Source organism: Corynebacterium glaucum (assembly GCF_030408855.1).
In the GTDB taxonomy this organism is placed as follows: domain Bacteria; phylum Actinomycetota; class Actinomycetes; order Mycobacteriales; family Mycobacteriaceae; genus Corynebacterium; species Corynebacterium glaucum.
Genome location: NZ_CP047358.1, coordinates 2406697 through 2425132 on the forward strand (window position 1 = coordinate 2406697; position 18436 = coordinate 2425132).

Sequence of the window (18436 nt, forward strand, 5' to 3'; positions counted from 1 at the left end):
TCCTCAGGATTTCTGTTGGTTGGTTAGTTACTGCAGTAACTAACTATATAGCAATCCGGTAGGTGCATTGCAAGAGGGTTTTCAGCGTTTCGTTTCGAAATCGACGTGGAACCTCATGGGAGATTCAGGCAGACTGGGGGTATCTAGACCCACGTCCGGGCCCAGAAATACGAAATTAGAAACGAAAAGAATCGGAATTTAGGAGCCATGCTTGAACGAACACTGGTGTTCGTGGACACGTCGTACCTGCTCGCGAGTTTTTACAACTCGTGGGAGATCGGTGCCCGCGCACAGTTAGAAATTGACCTTCCCGAGGTGGTCGCTTGCCTTGGAACCATGATCACCCAACAACTCAACCAGCCTGTCCACAGACAGTATTGGTACGACGGTATCCCGGACTCCGGCCCACACCGTTACCAGCGGGCATTGCGCGCCTGCGCAGGCGTGCAGCTGCGTACCGGCCAGCTCATTGAGTGGGGCGAGCGACGCACCCAGAAAGGCGTGGACACACGCCTGGTCGCTGACCTGGTACTTAATGCAACGCGCGAGCAGTTCAGCGACTTCGTGCTGGTCTCCGGCGACGCCGACATGATTCCCGGCGTGCAGGAAGCCGCAGACATGGGCGTACGCGTCCACTTGTACGGATTCGGCTGGGACTCAATGTCCTCGGCATTGCGCCACGCCTGTGACACCACCACGATCATCGATCCGCGCGAAGACTTCACCGATGCGATGCAACTCCAGGTACTCGAGGGCCCGCTGCCGCCAACGATCCGGGAGCGCCCGCTGAACGACGCTGAGCCGGTGGACCAGGACCAAGGTCCGACTGCGGTTCCCGGGTACGGCCCGGACCCATTGCGAGCGCCCGAGACGGGTTCTGACCGAGCTAGTGGGGATGACGCGGCTAGTCAACAAATGCCGCGCGATCTCGCCCCGAGTCAGCGCAACATTGATCGCGCCATGCACGCAAGACCCGATGACGGCGATTGCGGCGAGTCAGAGTCGCCGGCACAACAGGCGGCGGACAGCGCTTCCGCTCACCCCTCCCCTGCCACCGTCGCTGAAGCCGCGCGTCGCTCCGAAGCTGCCCCGATTACCGGTACGAAGCCGTCGGATCAGCGCACGCATCCGCCGGCTGAGCCAGAGTCCAACGAACCCACCGAGGCGCAGGTTGAAGCGAACAATGAGACCAACCAGCCAGGCAACCAATCGCTGACCAACCCGGAAACGGCAGATCGACCCAAGCCGGGCCCCAAACCGGCACCCAAGCCGTCCATGATGGCCCCACGGAGGAAACTACGCTCGCGCTACGTTCCGCTGCCGGAAGAGGTCTGGAGCTCAGCCGGGTTTCAAACCCCCTACGACGTGGGGCAACAGTACGCCACGTGGTGGTACGAAAATGCCGCCACTTCGGAGCAGCGCGACAAAGCGCACATGCTTTCCGGTGGCGGCTTACCGCCGGAGATTGATCGCCCGCTGCTGCAGTTCGCCTGCGAAACGCTCCACGAATACACGCTGAGCGAAACTCAGCGGGTGAACCTGCGCGACGGATTCCACTCCGGCATCCGCGGAGTGCTTATCAACATCCAGCGTGGCTAACCACGCGGCCGAAATGGCTGACGTGGCTAACGCGTCCTAGCGGTTGTCGCGGTCGGAGCGATTGTCTTCGTCGGCCACCGGCTGAGCGTCTACGACCTCGGCATCGTTAGCTTCGGAGCCCGCTTCCTGGGAGCTGGCTGGCTTGCTGTCGCCGGACAGGTACGCCTCCGCCTCAGAAAGCGTCGCGTTCTGATCCGGGCTGCCCTGCTGAGCGGCCTGGCCTGCCTGCGCCGCCTCCGCGTCGTCACCGGTCTCGATCGCACCCTGGGACACCACCTTGGTAGAGCCAGACTCCAGCTCACCGGCCATTGAAGCACGGATCTCCTCCAAACGGCTGGACGCTGCGACGTCGGTGCCAGCCGTCTCGATCTCCGCCATCCGGTCGCTCATGGAGTTCTTCGCAATGTCCTGGGCGCCAAGAGCGTCGGCGTAGCGGCGCTCGATCTTGTCACGCACTCCGTCCAGGGTCGGCACACTGTCGTCGCCACCGAACTGGTTGATGGAGTCCATCGTACGGGTGGTCTGCTCCTGCATCTGTGCCTGGTTCAGCTGGGACTCGAGCTGGCTGACCTGGGACAGCTGCTCTTGCAGACGTGCCTCGGACTGCTGCTGCTGGGCCACTGCCTCGCGTGCCGCCTGGTCCGCCGCGGTATGAGCCTCGCGAGTCTGCGCCAGTTCCTGCTCAACAGCCACGAGCTGGGAAGCGAGCACCTCTGCGGTCGCGTTGAACTGCTGCGCCTTGTCCGCGTCACCCGAGCTCGTCGCTTTATCGGCCGCCTGCAGCGCAGTGCGGGCCTTGTTCTGTAGATCTTCCTGCTGCTTGATCAGGCGCTCCAACTTCATCTCCAGCTGGTTGCGGTTACCCACAATCGACGCAGCGTGCTGGGAAATCTCCTGGTGATTCTTCTTCGCAGCCGCGACCGCCTGCTGGATCTGCACCCTCGGGTCAGCGTTCTGATCGATCTGGTGCTCGAAGTTGGCCATGAGGTACTTCCAGCCCTTGGAAAACGGATTCGCCATTGGTCTAAGTCCTTCCACTCGTCAAAAGATTGCGACCCAGTGTACGCACCACTTCCTGGCTACAGCATGCAAAAAGCCCCGCAAGCAGCGGGGCTTTGCTAGGTCAAATCGACGTAGTACTGGCGTTTACTGCACAGCTTCGTCGTCATTGTCGTCTCCGGCCTGCTGTGCCTCGACCTGGCGGCGGACATCGTCCATATCCAAGCCCTTCACCTGCTGCACCAAGTCTTCCAGCGCGGCTTCCGGTAGCGAACCGGCGTTGCGGAACACCAGGATGCCGTCGCGGAAGGCCATCAGTGTCGGAATCGCCTGAATCTCCAGGGCCGCGGCGAGCCCCTGGTTCGCCTCGGTATCAAGCTTCGCAAAGGTTACGTCAGGGTGCGCCTCAGAGACCTTCTCGTAAACCGGAGCAAACTGGCGGCAGGGGCCGCACCAGGATGCCCATGCGTCGACCATAACGATGCCGTCGGCACCCACTGCCTGCTCAAAGGTGTTTTCGTTCACGTCAACCGTGCTCAACTTATTCTCCTTCGCGTCTATTTGTTATCGTGCCAACTACTTAAACGGTACCAGGGGCGAAGAGATTCCCCGCCGGGCATTTTCCGCCCTTTACCAGAGAGGACGCAGTTGCAGTGACCAAGAACTACCGCATCACAGGTCCGTCGACCGAAGCCGCTGTCGATTCGCTCATCGACGAGGTCACGCTCATCGAAGGCACCCACACCGTCGATGTCGACACTGACCGCGGGGTCATGACCGTGATGGGCGAGGACTTCTCCAGCGAGGAAATCGCGCAGGCTGCGAAAAACGCAGGGTTCGCACTCGCCGAGTAGCATCGGGAGCAGATTGCTTCACGACGACTACGAGGAGGATCACTAATGGCTACCCAGACCTACAACGTTGAAGGCATGACCTGTGGCCACTGCGAGCTGAGTGTTCAGGAGGAGATCTCCGAGATCGCTGGCGTGACCGGCGTCAAGGCTGACCACGCTTCCGGCAACGTCGAGGTGACAGGCGAGGGCTACACCGACGAGCAGATCGCTGCAGCCGTCGAAGAGGCTGGCTACAAGCTCGCGTAGTGATTCCCCGCCGAAGGCCCGTTTCGCTCAGCGCGAACGGGCCTTGTTCATATAATTTTGCGGGCATATGGTGGGAATATGACCACACCCGAGAGCACAGCGCTCCAGCACATCGAGCTGGGCGTGACGGGTATGACCTGCACGTCCTGCTCGTCGCGTGTGCAGCGCAAACTGAACAAAGTTGACGGTGTCGATGCCACGGTGAACTACTCCACCGAGACCGCCACCATTGATTACGACCCGGGCAAGACATCCCCGGACGAACTGATCGAGGTCGTGCGCCAGTCCGGCTACGACGCGTACGACATGACGCCGAAGCCTGAGATGGACGCTGGCAACGAGGCGTCGATAAGCGATGAAGCTCGAGACAACGAAGCTGAAAGCTTGAAGCGAACCATAATTTGGTCGGCGCTGGTTGCTGTGCCGGTGATGCTGGTGTCGATGATTCCGGCGCTGCAGTTCACGTACTGGCAATGGGCGGTGTTCGCGGCAACGACTTTGGTGTATTTCGCGGCTGGGTCGGTGTTTCACCGTTCGGCGCTGCTGAATCTGCGCCACGGCAGCTTTACGATGGACACGCTGGTGTCGCTGGGCACGACCGCGGCGTACCTGTGGTCGATTTACGCGCTGTTTTTCGGCGGCGCCGGCGAGCCGGGCATGACCATGGAGATGGCGATCCTGCCCGAGGACACGCACATGAACGAGATCTACCTTGAGACAGTGTGCGTGGTGATCACGTTCCTGCTGCTCGGGCGTTGGTTTGAGGTGAAGGCGAAGGGGCAGAGCTCGGAGGCGCTGCGCTCGCTGCTGGACATGGGCGCAAAGGACGCGGCGGTGCTGCGCGACGGCAAAGAGGTGCGCGTGCCCATTGGGCAGCTGGCTGTGGGTGAGCAGTTCGTGGTGCGTCCAGGCGAGAAGATTGCCACAGACGGGCGCGTGGTGTCCGGGCACTCGGCGATCGACGAGTCGATGCTCACCGGCGAATCGGTGCCCGCCGAGGTGGCGGAGGGCTCGCTGGTCACCGGCGCGACGCTGAATACGTCGGGTCGCCTGGTGGTCGAGGCGACGCGCGTGGGTTCGGACACCACGCTGGCGCAGATGGGCCAACTGGTCAAGGACGCCCAGTCCGGTCAGGCTCCGGTGCAGCGGCTGGTGGACCGGATTTCGCAGATCTTCGTGCCGACGGTGATCGCAATTTCGCTGCTTGCGCTGGTGGGCCACCTGTTGGCCGGCCACAGCACGGCGCACGCGTTCACCGCGGCGGTGGCGGTGCTGATCATCGCCTGCCCGTGCGCGTTGGGTCTGGCCACGCCGACCGCGATTCTGGTGGGCACCGGTCGCGGCGCGCAGTTGGGGCTTCTGATCAAAGGCCCCGAAGTGCTCGAATCCACCCGCGAGGCTGACACGATCGTGCTAGACAAGACCGGCACCGTGACCAGCGGGGAGATGCAGGTGACCGATGTCGTGCCGGCTTCCGGCTGGACCGCTGAAGCGGTGCACCGTCTCGCCGCGGGCGTCGAGGCACAGTCGGAACACCCGATTGCCCAAGCCATCGCGGCGGGTGTCGCGGCACCCGAGGCTTTAGGTTTCGAAAACGAGCCAGGTGTTGGGGCCAAGGCGCTTGTCGACGGCACTTTGGTCCGCGTCGGCCGCCCCCAGGCGGATCTGGGTTCCCTGCGCGGCGCATTCGAGGACGCGGAGACCGCCGGCGGTACTGCCGTTGCCGTGGAGGTGGATGGCGAGGTGGCCGGCGTGATTGCGGTACGCGACACGGTGAAGCGCGATTCCGCTGCGGCCATCTCGCGGCTACGCGAGCTGGGGCTTACCCCGCACCTACTCACTGGCGATAACGAGGGCGCCGCACTGGCGGTCGCCCGCGAAGTGGGCATCGACGCCGCAGACGTGACGGCAGGTGTAATGCCGTCCGACAAGGTCGACGTTGTGCGCGGGTTGCAAGACAAGGGCCACAACGTTGCGATGGTCGGCGATGGCGTGAACGATGCCGCTGCCCTCGCGACCGCCGATCTCGGCCTTGCAATGGGTGCCGGTTCGGACGTTGCTATTGAGGCATCCGACATCACGCTCATGCGCGACTCGCTCGGCTCGGCGGTTGACGGTATCCGTCTGTCACGCAAGACGCTGCAGACTATCAAGGGCAACCTGTTCTGGGCCTTTGCCTACAACGTGCTGCTCATCCCGGTTGCCGCGCTCGGGTTCCTGAATCCGATGCTGGCCGGGATTGCGATGGCGTTCTCGTCTGTGTTCGTCGTCACAAACTCCCTCCGGTTGCGGGGCTTTAAGGCAGAATTTGGCGGGTGACAAACCCTGAGCAACACCTGTCAGCTGCCGCGGCCGATGGCCGCGCGCTGACCCGCACCGAGCGCCTCGACCGGCTGCCCGTAACACCTAAACACAAGCGCCTTCTCCTCGGATCCGGTCTCGGCTGGGCGCTGGACGCGATGGACATCGGCCTGGTGTCCTTCATCATCGCCGCACTTGCCGTCCACTGGGAGCTGGGCAAGTCCACGACCTCTTGGATCGCCTCCGTCGGCTTCATCGGCATGGCCATTGGCGCGTCTCTCGCAGGCCTGCTGGCGGACAAGATCGGCCGCCGCCAGGTGTTCGCGGCGACGCTACTGATCTACGGCATCGCCACCGGCGCTTCGGCGCTCGCCTCCTCCGTGGGCATGCTCATGGTGTTCCGCTTCATCGTGGGTCTCGGCCTCGGTGGCGAGCTGCCCGTGGCCTCCACGCTGGTCAGCGAGTTCTCACCCCGCCGCGTGCGCGGCCGAATGGTAGTCATCCTCGAGGCGTTCTGGGCCGTGGGATGGATCCTGGCCGCAATCATCGGCACCTTTGTTGTTGCGCAGAGCGAAAACGGCTGGCGCTGGGGTCTCGCGCTCGGCGCGGTGCCCGCGCTGTACGCGATCTACGTGCGCATGGGCCTTCCTGAGTCGGTGCGCTTCCTCGAATCCAAGGGTCGCCATGAGGAAGCCGAGCAGATTGTCCGCGAGTTCGAGGCGGAGGCCGACCCGTCCGAGTACGACAAGTCTACTCCGCCAGAGGAGACGCCAATCCGCGGCGGCATCTGGGGCCCCGACCTGCGCAAGCGCACCGCCGCGTTCTGGATCGTGTGGTTCTGCGTCTCGCTCTCCTACTACGGTGCCTTCACCTGGATCCCGTCGCTGCTGGTCGGCCAAGGTTTCACGCTCGTGCGCTCGTTCAGCTTCACGCTGATCATCACCTTGGCCCAGCTGCCGGGCTACGCCGTGGCTGCCTGGCTCATCGAGGTCTGGGGGCGCCGTATGACCCTGTCGGTCTTCCTCGGAGGCTCAGCAGCCTCCGCCCTGTTGTACGGAATGGCAGCGGCGGAGTGGCAGATCATCGCGGCCGGCTGCCTGCTGTCCTTCTTCAACCTTGGCGCGTGGGGCGCGCTTTACGCGATTGGCCCGGAACTATACCCCACCCACATCCGCGCCACCGGTACAGGCGCGGGCGCGTCCTTCGGCCGCATCGGATCGATTCTCGCGCCACTGATTGTTCCGCCGGTGCTCGCCTTCGGCGGCAACATCGCGGTGTTCAGCGTCTTCGCCGCCGCGTTCGCGGTGGCGTGCATCGCTGCTTTCACCCTGCCGGAGCAAAAGGGCGTCGCGCTGGCTTAAGCGCTGCCGTCGCTAGGCACGCTTATGCGAAGAGCTCGCGCAGACGGGTGCCGAAGCCCTTGGGCGCTTCTGCGGCCTTTTCAATCTCAGCGATGTCGCGCGGCAGGTTCAGCAGCATCGTCGATTCGCCGGTACGCGCGACGGTAATGCTGGGGTCGAGCTTCGCCACGGTGTTGGCGCACGCGGCGGAGGCGTTGATGGAACGCACGGTCATGGCTTACTCCTTCGGTCACTGACAGCGGGTTCAAGCGGATTGAACTGTGTTGCTGACTGATCATAAACGCCATTGACCAGCGTGTCACCGATGGAAAGCCACTCCTAACAGTGGTCTGGCAAACCTAACTGGATCCAAAACTACCCGTGCGCCATGTTCACAAAGCGCGAGTAGTGCAGCTGGTGCGCCACCGGAATGGTGTCAATCGGGCCGCCGCGGTGCTTCGCCACGATGATGTCGGCCTCGCCCGCGCGTTCGTCGTCACGGTCTTGCGAATCTGGCCGGTAGAGCAGGAAGACCATGTCCGCGTCTTGCTCCAGCGATCCTGATTCACGCAGGTCAGCAAGCTGCGGACGCTTATCCGTACGCGCTTCTGGGCCACGGTTCAGCTGGGAAATCGCGATCACCGGCACCTCAAGCTCCTTCGCCAGCAGCTTCAGGTGACGCGAGAATTCCGAGACCTCCTGCTGGCGCGACTCCACCTTTTTGCCGGAGCTCATCAGCTGCAGGTAGTCCAGCACCACCAAATCCAAACCGTGCTGGCGTTTCAGCGCCCGCGCTTTGGAGCGGATCTCCATCATGGTCAGGTTCGGCGAGTCGTCGATAAACAGCGGCGCGTCCTGAATGTCGGTGAGGCGCTGGGTGAGCTTCTCCCAGTCCCGCTCCTCCATCTGTCCGGAGCGCATCGCGGAGAGCTTGATCTCCGTCTCCGCCGAGAGCAAACGCATGATGATCTCGGACGCACTCATTTCCAGCGAGAAGATCACCGACGTTTTGTTGTTGTGAATCGAGCAGGAGCGCATGAAGTCCAGCGCCAGCGTCGACTTACCCACGCCCGGACGCGCCGCGATAATCACCATCTGACCCGCATGCAGGCCGTTGGTCAGGTTGTCCAGGTCGATAAAGCCCGTGGGCACACCTTGATCCAGTGCGCCGCCGGCGGCAATTTGCGTCAGCTCATCAATCGTCGGCTTCAACAGGTCGGACAAGGACTGGTAATCCTGGCCGCGGTCGTTCTTCGTAATCCCGAAGACTTCCTGCTGCGCCATATCAACCAGCGCCTCGACCTCCATACCGTCTTCGCCCTCGTAGCCAAGCTGTGCCACGTGCGTGCCGGCGTTGACCAGTTGGCGCAGGATCGACTTCTCCTCGACGATCTGCGCGTAGTATTGCGCGTTTGCGGCGGTCGGCACCTCTGAGATCAGCGTGTGCAGGTACGGTGCCCCACCAACTCGCTCGAGCTGGTTCAGCCGGTCCAAGCGTCCGGAGACGATCAGCACATCGATCTCGCTCGCGTCGGAGTACAGATCCACAATCGCCCGGAAGATCAGCTGATGCGCAGGGAAGTAGAAGTCCTCCGCGTGCAGGCGGTCCACGATGTCCACCACCACGTCCTGGTTGAGCAGCATCGCGCCGAGTACACTGCGCTCCGCCCGCTCGTCGTGCGGCGGCGTGCGGTACTCACTCAGGTCGTCGCGCCCCCGGTTGAAGTTCGAGCGGCCCCCGCGCTCGAACCGGGTCGAACCGCCGCTCTCCGGGCGGTCACCGAAGCTCAGCTCCGCCGGTTCGGGCGGCAGCACGTAATCGTCAAAGCTCTCGTCGGCACTCATGAGGTCCCCTTTCAGCCCCGCTCACCATACCGCGAGACCCCATCACAAAAAGAGTTCAGAAAGAAGGTATCCACAGGGGTTGTGGAAAAGGACGATGCTTATCGACGAGTTCTCCACAGCGACCTACCCCACCTTGTGGAGAACTTGTGGAACGGTCCCAAGGAATGCCCTGCGAAATCCCACAATCCACCAGTTAGTGGCACTAATATTCACACTCCTCCGGCTTCTAAAATGCTGGGGATATCTCATCGTATTTTGAGTTGACACAGTTCGCTTTGGGCTATAAACCGGCCATTCTCAAACCGCGAACTGGCATTCTTATCCCATACTTATGCACAGGGTTGTCACAGATTAAGGTTCATGCATACTGGACTTCATGTTTGTTGATCGGGTGCGCATTGATGCGGAGGTGCGGGGGTACGCTGCGGGGTTAGACGTCGTCAAGCATCTTGCTTCTTCCCCTCTGACCTTGACTTCTCAGGTGACCGTATTCACTGGCGACAATGGCTCCGGCAAGTCCACCCTGATTGAGGCGATCGCTGTGGCGCGGGGCGCGAATGCTGAGAGTGGGTCCCGCAATGCGCGCTTCGCAACGACAAAGTCTGTGTCCGCCCTGTGGGAAGCGCTGACGATCACGCGCAGCGAGAACCCGAGCGACGTGTTCTTCCTGCGGGGTGAGACGTACCTGGGGCTTAGCGAGTACTACCGGTCGATGGGGGTCAATCCGCTTTCTGACCTGGTTGAACTTAGCCACGGGCAGGGGCTCATGCGCATCTTCCGCGAGCGATTCGGGCAGGGGGCACTATTGCTTCTCGACGAGCCCGAGGACGGCCTGTCAGTGTTTGCCCAGCTCGAGCTGATGGGGATTCTTTGGCACCTGGCGGATGCGGGGTCGCAGATCATCATGGCGACCCATTCCCCTGTGCTGCTAGGAATTCCGGATGCCGCACTGCTTGAGGTCAGCGAGGACGGGATCCATCCGATCTGTTTTGAGGAGTGTGAAGCGGTGACTGCGCATCGCGAGTTCATTGCCAACCCGACCGCGACTGCGAATTTCCTGGTGCAATGACGCGATTCATCCGATCTGTTGAACGGCGGCCGGGCTCTGGGGCTGGGGGTGCCGGCAGCGTGGAGCCGTGGGTGCTCGATGTGGCTGCAGTGCGGAATCTGGATCGCATTGAATTTACGGCCCCGATTACGGTGTTCACCGGGGACAACGGCGTGGGTAAATCCACGTTGCTCACCGGCATCGCCCGTGCTTTCGGCTTCCCCATCGACGGCGGTGTCTACGACCCGCCCGCGGGGCCGCTCGATCCCCTGTCTCCGCTGCTTGCCGTGGTTGAAGGACGTGAGGCGAAGCGGGGGTACTTCCTGCGCGGCGATGCGCACTTTGAAGCTGGACGCAAGATGGGTGCGGCTGGCCCGAGCGCGCATCACCTGCACGCGATGAGCCACGGCGAATCGGTAATGATGCTGGTCGAACACTTTCCGCCCGATGGGATCTACTTCCTCGACGAGCCTGAATCCGGGTTGTCCGCCGTGCGCCAAATGGCGCTACTGGTGCTGCTCCACGACCTGGCCGCTGCCGGGGCTCAGATCATCATGGTCACCCACTCCCCGATCCTGCTGGCCATTCCGGGTGCGGAGCTCATTGAGATCGACGAAGACGGTTACTCTCGCGGCCTCGACGTTGAGGAGACAACGGCGTTTCGAGCGATGCGGGACTACCTGGCGGATCCGGATGGTATCGCGCAGTACATGCTCGAGGTTACACGCGGTTCTTCCTCACACCTCGAATGATCATGTAGATGCCCGCGATCCAGCTCACCACTGCGGTGATGAGCGAAAGCGAGCTGGTGGCAAAGCCGAGCGCGAGGAACCCCGCGAGAAAAACGATGACTCCCAGGATGATGTCCTGCTTACCGGTCGTGTTCGTATTCATGAGTGCTCAGTTTAGGGAACTCTTATGTTCGGCACCGTCTCAAACGCATCTCACTCTGTAGGAATTTACATTTCGGCGGGGGGTGCGACCCAAAACCCCAGGTCGCGAATGACGCCCACGAAACTCCTACAATGTGGAACGCCGTCTCAAAACAAGCACGCTGTCGTCAAGCCGCTGTGGGCGACGTACACTCGCCACATGAAGTTGCGCCAGTTGCTGCTTAGCGTCGTGCTCTCCACCACCGCGATTCCGATCGTGGCGGTGGTTACCGCCCAGCTCATGACTGTATTTGGCGCCCCGTATGGAGCTGGCAGGATTGTGCTGGCCACCCTTTTCGGTGTGACAGCCCTCAACGCGATCTTCGGCGCAGTGTTCTGTGCCGGCGAAGCGCGCACAACCACCCACGACGCTGCCGTGGGCTACGGCATTACGGGCTCGCTGTTGCTCACCTTCGGGTGGCTCACCACGGCGCAGCTCGCGCTGGCCCAGCGTGGTGTCGGCGAAGGGGGAGAGGTGTCGCTGTTCACCATCTGGACGCTGCTCATCCCAATCGGCCAGGTGCTGTTGCTCATGGCCGCGCTCACTGCACCCAAGGCTGCGCCCAAGGTCACACCCAAGGACGCAGCAAAGGCATAAGGAAACGGCGCGGGCCTCAAGAGCTCCTCACAAGCTCGTAGGGTGACCCGCGCCGTTTCCTCAAAAGCGCTGTTGTCGTTGGATTGCGGTGCTAAGGGTGCACGCAATCGTCGTGAAGCGAATTAAGCTCCGACGACCTCGAAGTTCACTTTGCCCTCCACGTCGTCGTGAAGGTTGACCTTGACCTGGTAGCCACCGGTCTTGGTCACCAGGCCCTTGGGCACGGTGATGCGACGCTTGTCCAGGTTCGGGCCGCCAGCGGTCTTGACCGCGTCGGCGATGTCCGCAGCGGTGACGGAGCCGAACAGCTTGCCGCTGTCAGAGGTGCGCACTGCAACCTTGACGCCGGTGAGCTGGTCGAGCTGGTCACGCAGCTCCTTTGCGTGCTCAAGGTCGCGGACCTGGCGGTCGGCCTGAGCGCGCTTGATGTCTTCAATCTGCTTCTCTGCGCCGCGGGTAGCCGGGATAGCAAGGCCGCGCGGGAGGAGAAGGTTACGTCCGTAGCCGTCCTTGACCTCGACGACGTCGCCGGGCTCTCCAAGGTTCTCAACGGCAGCGGTGAGGATCAGCTTCATTTGAATCCTTACCTTCCTTCGTTTGTGAAAAGTTTGAGTGTGGGTTGTAGCTGTGTAGCTAGCTCAACGTTTAGAACGGAGGCTCGTCGTCCATGCCCCCGAAACCTTCGGAGGACGGAGCGGAATTCCACGGATCGTTGTCAGGCTGGTTCTGGCTGTTCTGGCCGCCTTGGCCCTGGCCAGCGCCAGCACCTGCGCCGAAACCACCGGCCGCGCCAGCAGCTCCGCCGCCAAAACCGCCCTGGTTCTGGCCGCCTTGGCCCTGGCCGCCGCCGAAACCGCCACCCTGGTTGCCGCCGCCAAAGTTCCCGCCGCCGTCGCGCGGCGTGCGGTTCACATTTGCGGTGGCGTACTTCAAGGACGGGCCGACCTCGTCGACCTCAACCTCGAACACGGTGCGGCTTTCGCCTTCGCGGGTCTGGTAGGAGCGCTGCTTCAAGCGGCCGTTGACAATCACGCGCATCCCCTTGGTCAGGGATTCTGCGACGTTCTCGGCCATCTGGCGCCAGCAGTTGCAGGTCAGGAACAGAGCCTCGCCATCTTCCCACTGGTTCGTCTCGCGGTTGAACGTGCGCGGGGTGGACGCGATGCGGAAGTTCGCAACGGCCGCACCGCTCGGGATGAACCGCAGTTCCGGGTCAGCAACCAGGTTGCCAACAACGGTGATGGGAGTATCGCCTTGAGCCATGAGCGTTCCTTTACCTACGTGTACCTACAGATACCTGCTGAACAACAATCGTTTCAGGTTTGAGCCTAGCTGGTTCTACTTGTCGGTACGCAGCACCTTGGTGCGCAGTACGTTCTCGTTGAGGTTCATCACGCGATCCAGCTCATTGACCGTGTCAGACTCGCACTCGAGGTTGACAACGGCGTAGATGCCTTCGTCCTTCTTGTTGATCGGGTACGCAAGGCGCTGCTTGCCCCACACATCAACCTTCTCCACCTTGCCGTTATCCTTGCGGACAATTTCCAGGAAATTATCCAGGGACGGGGCAACGGTGCGCTCATCCTGCTGGGGATCAAGAATGATCATTACTTCGTAGTGACGCACGGACCTCATCACCTCCTATGGTCTGTTTGGTTCGGCCATCACCCTCGTGGTGATGGCAGGAGGGTCGCTTGGCGTCAAGCAACTCGACCAGCGTACCGCAGCAGCTCCGCTGCAAGAAATTGAGCTTTTTGCTTATCGACGGCTACGTCCTACCGATCCGCCTCAAGCACCATGCCCTCCGGCGTGATGTCAATATCAATGTCTTGGAACTCGATCTCCCAGTAGCCATCGTCCTCCCACTCGACTTCAACTCCGGCTTCCTGGTTCCGCGCGGCGGTGAGCACACGTTCAACGTCCGCTTCGCTGATGCCGTCATCCGCCATATCTTCACGGGCTTCGTCGGAGTAACCAGTGACGGCTTCCGGAATCTCGTGTTCGCTGGAAGCACCCGCGACCGGTGCCGCCGGGGCCGAAGAAGCGGCCTCCCTGTCGGCAGTCAGAACAAACGGCTTTGAGTTACGCATGTCCACGATGTTACGTGGTTTACGAGGGATTTGGCACCGCGAAGAAAACCGCCAGGATGACCGGCAATAGGGTACAGAATGTAGACGCAGCGATGCCGAACCCGATCGCCAGCCGGTAACGGTCCTTCCACAGGGCGATAGCCGCGGCCCCGACGAGGCTGAAGCCGATCGCTATCGAGACGATGCCGAGCAGCGTGGTCATGGCGTTGTTGGTGCCGGGACTGGGTCGGTTGGGCTGGGCGTGCCGTCGTCAAGCTTTGTGAGCCACTGGTCTGGAGTGGTGAGGAGCGGGTCGTGGCCGTTGTGAGCAGCGGCGACTTTGTCCGGGGTTTTGCCGAACATTTGGCGGACGACCACGACCATGATCGCGATGATGAGCACGTCGCGCGCGATGACGATGAGGTTGAGTGCGCCGCCGGGCAGGCCGAGGTTCTGCACGCCGTGCATGTGCCACATCAGGATCGGCCACACCATCATGTCCACCGTCATCCAGCTCAGCAGGAGGCGCCAATATGGCGCGGCGAGCACGGCGGGCACGATGAGCCAGATGGAGTACTGCGGGCTCCACACCTTGTTGAACAGCAGGAAAAAGCCGACGATGAGGGTGAGCAGCTCCGCGACGCGCGGCTCCTTGGGTGCGCGAAGGCCCAGGATGAGCACCGCGAGGCACCCGAGGGCGAAAAGCACGAACGTGACGGTGTTCAAGATGACCGGGGCGCCGGAGCCATCATCGAAGCCGGCCCAGCCGGTGGCGCGCGAGATCACGGCGTAAATGGTGGTCCACTCCCAGCCGCGGTCGGTGTTCAGGCGGTTGAACTCGGACCAGGCCTCGGGGTTGCGGAGGTACACCGGCGCGTTGACGGCGACCCACGTGACTGCCGCAGCAACCGTCATCTTGAAGAAAGGCACGAGGTTGCGCTTGCGGATCGCGATGGTGAGGTACGCGCCGAGCACGAACAGCGGCCAAAGCTTGAACGCGGTGCCTGCGCCGATGAGAATGCCCGCGAGCCAGAATTTCTTGTTGCGCGCCGCGAGCATCGCAGCGACGAGGAAGAAGATCGACGGGATGTCCCAGTTGGTGAAGGCATGCATGATGAGCAGGGGAGAGCCGACCACCAAGAGGGTGTCCCAGATGCGGTTGCCGGCGAGTTCAGCAACCATGCGCGCAGTGCAGACCCAGAGGATAGACATCAGCAGCGCGGTGACGGCGAAATACCAACCAACTTCGGGCAGGAACCGGTCCGCCAGGAAGTAGGTGTTGCGCGAAATCGTGGCCGAGAACTGTTGGAACAGGCCAGCAAGTACCGGGTATTCCATGTAGCGGGTCAGCCCGTCTTCCACCCAGGAGTAGTCGTAGACGAACCCGGGGGAGTCGAGACCGCGTGCGCCGTAGAGCGGGACGATGTCGTTGTAACAGAACGACGTGTACTGCCGGGACCCGCCCCAGTTCAGCTGCAAGACGCCATTGTCGTCTGGTTTGCCCATGGTGCAGTTGGCCTTGGACAGGTAACCGAGGGAGAGGAACACGTAGGCCACGGCGATGATCGCGCGCAGCGGTGTCCAAAACGCCGCGCGACCGACCTGGGCGAAGCGCCCCATCGGGCCACCGAGGAAGTTCACCCACCCTTGCGCGACGGGTTCGGTGCGGCCCGGCTGCACCCGCTTAGCAGGATCGGACCAGGTAGTCGGCTTGGTAGCTTGCGTCACGGTTTCACCCTCGCTATTGGAACGCTTCATTGATGCCTTCCAGGAATTCATCAATGGTGTCCTGGATCTCCGGATCAGGTGCAGGTGCAGGCGCCGGGACCGGCTCGGGGGTGGGAGCCGGGGCCGGTTGCTGCTCAGGCTCCGGTGCTGGCTTGTTGGCCGGGTCGGCCGGACTCGGTGCCGGGGCATACGTCTGCTGGTAACCGTACGTCGGTGCCGATGCAGAGCCGCCGAGGCTCGTTCCACCGGAGTACGCGTTCACGCCCCAGAACACGGGAGAGGCGGCGGGGAATGCCTCCGCCTCCTGATTCTCCAGGACGGTGTCAAGCACGTTCTTCCAGATCTTCGACGGAGTGTTGGAGCCGTACATGTTGCCGCCCCACTCGTTGAAGATCGGGGAGGTGTTGTCAGCAGTTCCCACCCACACGGCAACCGCGAGCTGCGGGGTGCCGCCGACCATCCAAGCGTCTTTGTTCTGGCCGGTGTCGCCCATCTGCGCGGTACCAGTCTTTGCAGCTGCGGGGCGTCCGCCGGCCAGCGTCGCGTTGGAGTAGGCGACCACGGGCTGCATCGCCTGAATGACGTTGTCGGCAACCTGCTCGGACACGCGACGCTCGGAATACTCGCTGTCGACGGCGTAAAGAACCTCACCGTTGGCATCGACGACGCGCTCGACGAAGTGGGTCGGGTGGTACACACCGCGGTCGATTAGAGTCGCCGCCGCGGTGGCCATGTCGAGCACGCGCGATTGATACTGGCCGAGCACGATGCCTTCGTAGGGCTGGCCGCCGTTTTCGCGCAGAGTCACGCCTGGCACGCCCGGGATGTGGCGCGCCACGCCGAGTGCGTGCGCCATATCGGCCGTGTCCTGGGTGGTGTTGTCCAGATCGTCCTGGATGCGCATGAACGCGGTGTTGGACGAGGTGCGGGTGGCTTCCGCCATGGACAACATGCCGCCACCGCCGCCGTCCCAGTTGGTCACAACGTGGTTACCCGGCAAAGTCACCGGCGATGAGTCGAACATCGCGGTCAACGGGATGCCCTGCTGCAGCGCCGCAGCGAGAGCAAAGATCTTGAACGTCGACCCGGTCTGTAGGCCGGCGTTGGCGTAGTCCCAGCCGCTGGCATCGTCGCCGCCGTAGTAGGCGCGCACCGCGCCGGTGGCCGGGTCGATGGCCACAACGCTGGTGCGGGCATCGTCCTGCAGGGGAGTGAGCTGTTCTTTCGAGATTCGCTCCACCTCAGCCTGCATGTTCGGATCGATCGTGGTGGTGATTTGCAGGCCGCGGTTGGTCAGATCACCCTCGGTAATGCCGAGGGCCTCGAGCTCCGTCATGACCTGGTTCTTGATCAGGCCGTTCGGTCCGGTGGCTTCGGTGTAGGCGGAGTAAGACGCCGGGTCGCGCGTTTCCGGGTAGACCAGCGCGGCGCGCTCGGCTTCGGTGATCTCGCCCATTTCCACCATGCCGTCCATGACGTAATCCCAGCGCTGGTGCGCGCCTTCCGGGTTAGTCCATGGATCGAGCTGGCTTGGCAGCTGAATGGAAGCAGCGAGCACACCGCCTTCTTCAACTGTGAGCTGGTCGGCGGACTTGCCGAAGAATGCGTGCGCTGCAGCTTCGACACCGTAGGCGTTGCGTCCGAAGTACACCGTATTCAAGTAGGCGGTGAGGATTTCTTCCTTGCTCCACTCGTTGGTCATTTTGACCGAGTAGACCAGCTCACGGGCCTTGCGCTCGTAGGAGTGCTCGTTGCCCACGATGGCGTTCTTCACGTACTGCTGGGTGATGGTCGAGCCACCGCCGGCGGACGTATTGCCAGTGACCTGTCCAAGCGCCGCGCGGATAAAGCCGGTGAAGGAGAAACCGGAGTTGTTCCAGAAGTCGCGATCCTCCGCCGCAAGCACTGCGTTTTGGACTGCAGGAGGCACGCGTTCGAGTTCGACTTGGACGCGGTTACCCTCCGGGGGCACGATGCGGGCGAGCTCGGTTGCGCCGTCGTTGGAGTAGATGTTGGAGATCTGCGCCGTTTCAATCTCGTCCGGCTGCGGCACTTTGGCCTGAGAGTAGCTGTAGAAGAACCAGGTCAAGGGGATAGCCGCGAGCAGCAGGAGAAACAACGCGAACGCCAGAAGCCACTGGGCCCAGCGACGCTTCCGCTTTTTCGCTACCGCACTGCTTCCAGCTGCGGCCCGGCCGCTCTGGGCAGGTCGCTCGGTCCGCTCGGTCCGCTCGGTCCGCTCCGTCCGTTTGGTCCGGTCGGATCGTTCGGAACTTTCGGACCCGGCTGCGCGCGCCGCACGGGTCGAAGGAGTTGAACGGGTCGCGCGAGTCGACTCAGTGGGCCTTGTCGACGGCTTTGTAGACCTCGCCGACTTCGGTTCACGGCGGCTGTTATTACTCTCTGTCACACGCTTGTCCTGCTCGTACCGACACTTGTACAAGTGGACACCCTACCTTGGCGGGGCTTGTTCACACTACTGGTGCAGCTGTGACTTCTTTAAGCAAAAAATTCCACTTGCACACTGGGCAGACCTCTACGAAGTGCACGGTGATTGGACCGACCTCGCCCACGAGCTGTTCGATCTCATCCTCCGAACGCGCGGTATTGCTGCGCCGCCCGAGTTTTTCGCTGTGCACCCACTTGACGACGCGCAGGGAGCCGCCACAGATGGGGCAGGGGTATTGCGCGTCTTCACCGTGGTGCGTCGCGGCCGCCCGGAGGAGGAAATCGGCGTCGCACAGGTCGTCGATAAGCAAACTGCCCTGGTGAAACTCGCGGACGGTGACGCGGCGCTGCCACTCGTGTGAAACCTCGTGTGTGTATGCGATCATGTCAGCAAATATGAGTAAAGTGGTTTTTTAGGCAGTTCAAACT

At 62.3% G+C, this 18436-nt stretch carries 21 protein-coding genes; 8 read left to right on the top strand and 13 right to left on the bottom strand.

The window, feature by feature from the left end; genetic code table 11:
• The first annotated feature begins 207 nt into the window (after positions 1 to 207).
• Complete coding sequence (locus tag CGLAUT_RS11645; RefSeq protein ID WP_095660867.1) at positions 208 to 1599, top strand: NYN domain-containing protein; 1392 nt, start codon at positions 208 to 210, stop codon at positions 1597 to 1599.
• Between the two features lie 36 nt (positions 1600 to 1635).
• On the opposite strand, the gene CGLAUT_RS11650 is transcribed toward CGLAUT_RS11645, so the two are convergent.
• Both CGLAUT_RS11650 and trxA read right to left on the bottom strand, forming a co-directional pair.
• Positions 1636 to 2619 carry a PspA/IM30 family protein gene (locus tag CGLAUT_RS11650; protein WP_095660868.1) on the bottom strand — a complete coding sequence of 328 codons (984 nt, stop codon included), beginning with the start codon at positions 2617 to 2619 and terminating at the stop codon, positions 1636 to 1638.
• A 126-nt stretch (positions 2620 to 2745) separates the two neighbouring features.
• Entirely contained in the window at positions 2746 to 3138 is a 393-nt protein-coding gene (gene trxA, locus CGLAUT_RS11655) for a thioredoxin (RefSeq protein ID WP_095660869.1), read from the bottom strand.
• A gap of 113 nt (positions 3139 to 3251) precedes the next feature.
• On the opposite strand from trxA, the gene CGLAUT_RS11660 reads away from it, so the two are divergent.
• The 4 genes from CGLAUT_RS11660 to CGLAUT_RS11675 all read left to right on the top strand — a co-directional run bounded on the left by CGLAUT_RS11660 (position 3252) and on the right by CGLAUT_RS11675 (position 7360).
• A complete protein-coding gene (locus tag CGLAUT_RS11660) occupies positions 3252 to 3452 on the top strand; it encodes a transporter (RefSeq protein WP_095660870.1) in 201 nt (66 codons plus the stop codon).
• 45 nt (positions 3453 to 3497) lie between these two features.
• Positions 3498 to 3698: a heavy-metal-associated domain-containing protein gene (locus CGLAUT_RS11665; RefSeq protein WP_095660871.1), complete on the top strand. Its 201-nt coding sequence runs from the start codon at positions 3498 to 3500 to the stop codon at positions 3696 to 3698.
• Positions 3699 to 3776: 78 nt separating this feature from the next.
• Entirely contained in the window at positions 3777 to 6017 is a 2241-nt protein-coding gene (locus CGLAUT_RS11670; protein WP_095660872.1) for a heavy metal translocating P-type ATPase, read from the top strand.
• Positions 6014 to 7360 (top strand): MFS transporter, encoded by a 1347-nt coding sequence (locus CGLAUT_RS11675; protein ID WP_290185361.1) that lies wholly within the window; start codon positions 6014 to 6016, stop codon positions 7358 to 7360. Before CGLAUT_RS11670 ends, CGLAUT_RS11675 begins: the two co-directional genes overlap by 4 nt.
• A 22-nt stretch (positions 7361 to 7382) precedes the next feature.
• On the opposite strand, the gene CGLAUT_RS11680 is transcribed toward CGLAUT_RS11675, so the two are convergent.
• Positions 7383 to 7574, bottom strand: coding sequence for a hypothetical protein (locus CGLAUT_RS11680; RefSeq protein WP_095660873.1), 192 nt, complete (start codon positions 7572 to 7574; stop codon positions 7383 to 7385).
• Positions 7575 to 7714: 140 nt separating this feature from the next.
• Positions 7715 to 9184, bottom strand: a complete 1470-nt coding sequence (gene dnaB / locus CGLAUT_RS11685) for a replicative DNA helicase (protein WP_290185363.1) — start codon at positions 9182 to 9184, stop codon at positions 7715 to 7717.
• A gap of 376 nt (positions 9185 to 9560) precedes the next feature.
• Between dnaB and CGLAUT_RS11690 the strand changes: the two genes are divergently transcribed.
• The gene (locus CGLAUT_RS11690) at positions 9561 to 10253 is read left to right on the top strand and encodes an AAA family ATPase (protein WP_290185365.1); all 693 of its coding nucleotides are present in this window, start codon (positions 9561 to 9563) and stop codon (positions 10251 to 10253) included.
• The gene (locus tag CGLAUT_RS11695) at positions 10250 to 10984 is read left to right on the top strand and encodes an AAA family ATPase (protein WP_290185367.1); all 735 of its coding nucleotides are present in this window, start codon (positions 10250 to 10252) and stop codon (positions 10982 to 10984) included. The genes CGLAUT_RS11690 and CGLAUT_RS11695 overlap by 4 nt, the downstream gene beginning before the upstream one ends.
• On the opposite strand, the gene CGLAUT_RS11700 is transcribed toward CGLAUT_RS11695, so the two are convergent.
• On the bottom strand, positions 10953 to 11126 hold the full coding sequence (locus CGLAUT_RS11700) for a hypothetical protein (protein WP_290185368.1): 174 nt from the start codon (positions 11124 to 11126) through the stop codon (positions 10953 to 10955). The two genes, CGLAUT_RS11695 and CGLAUT_RS11700, sit on opposite strands and share 32 nt — an antisense overlap.
• A 198-nt stretch (positions 11127 to 11324) precedes the next feature.
• Here CGLAUT_RS11700 and CGLAUT_RS11705 point away from each other — a divergent pair, with 198 nt between their 5' ends.
• Positions 11325 to 11762, top strand: coding sequence for a hypothetical protein (locus CGLAUT_RS11705; protein ID WP_290185370.1), 438 nt, complete (start codon positions 11325 to 11327; stop codon positions 11760 to 11762).
• A 122-nt stretch (positions 11763 to 11884) separates the two neighbouring features.
• Here the strand turns inward: CGLAUT_RS11705 and rplI are convergent, their stop codons facing one another.
• From rplI to CGLAUT_RS11745, 8 genes are all read right to left on the bottom strand, one after another.
• Positions 11885 to 12337 (bottom strand): 50S ribosomal protein L9, encoded by a 453-nt coding sequence (gene rplI / locus CGLAUT_RS11710; RefSeq protein ID WP_095660878.1) that lies wholly within the window; start codon positions 12335 to 12337, stop codon positions 11885 to 11887.
• A 70-nt stretch (positions 12338 to 12407) separates the two neighbouring features.
• Positions 12408 to 13025, bottom strand: a complete 618-nt coding sequence (locus CGLAUT_RS11715) for a single-stranded DNA-binding protein (protein ID WP_290185373.1) — start codon at positions 13023 to 13025, stop codon at positions 12408 to 12410.
• Between the two features lie 75 nt (positions 13026 to 13100).
• Positions 13101 to 13397 carry a 30S ribosomal protein S6 gene (gene rpsF / locus CGLAUT_RS11720; RefSeq protein WP_095660880.1) on the bottom strand — a complete coding sequence of 99 codons (297 nt, stop codon included), beginning with the start codon at positions 13395 to 13397 and terminating at the stop codon, positions 13101 to 13103.
• A 140-nt stretch (positions 13398 to 13537) separates the two neighbouring features.
• Entirely contained in the window at positions 13538 to 13852 is a 315-nt protein-coding gene (locus CGLAUT_RS11725; RefSeq protein WP_157731388.1) for a hypothetical protein, read from the bottom strand.
• A gap of 19 nt (positions 13853 to 13871) precedes the next feature.
• Positions 13872 to 14054: a hypothetical protein gene (locus CGLAUT_RS11730; protein ID WP_095660882.1), complete on the bottom strand. Its 183-nt coding sequence runs from the start codon at positions 14052 to 14054 to the stop codon at positions 13872 to 13874.
• A complete protein-coding gene (locus CGLAUT_RS11735; protein WP_425551726.1) occupies positions 14051 to 15589 on the bottom strand; it encodes a glycosyltransferase family 87 protein in 1539 nt (512 codons plus the stop codon). Before CGLAUT_RS11735 ends, CGLAUT_RS11730 begins: the two co-directional genes overlap by 4 nt.
• Entirely contained in the window at positions 15573 to 17969 is a 2397-nt protein-coding gene (locus CGLAUT_RS11740; RefSeq protein ID WP_415877137.1) for a transglycosylase domain-containing protein, read from the bottom strand. Before CGLAUT_RS11740 ends, CGLAUT_RS11735 begins: the two co-directional genes overlap by 17 nt.
• 61 nt (positions 17970 to 18030) lie before the next feature.
• Entirely contained in the window at positions 18031 to 18393 is a 363-nt protein-coding gene (locus CGLAUT_RS11745; protein WP_198304943.1) for a DUF5318 family protein, read from the bottom strand.
• Positions 18394 to 18436 lie beyond the last annotated feature (43 nt).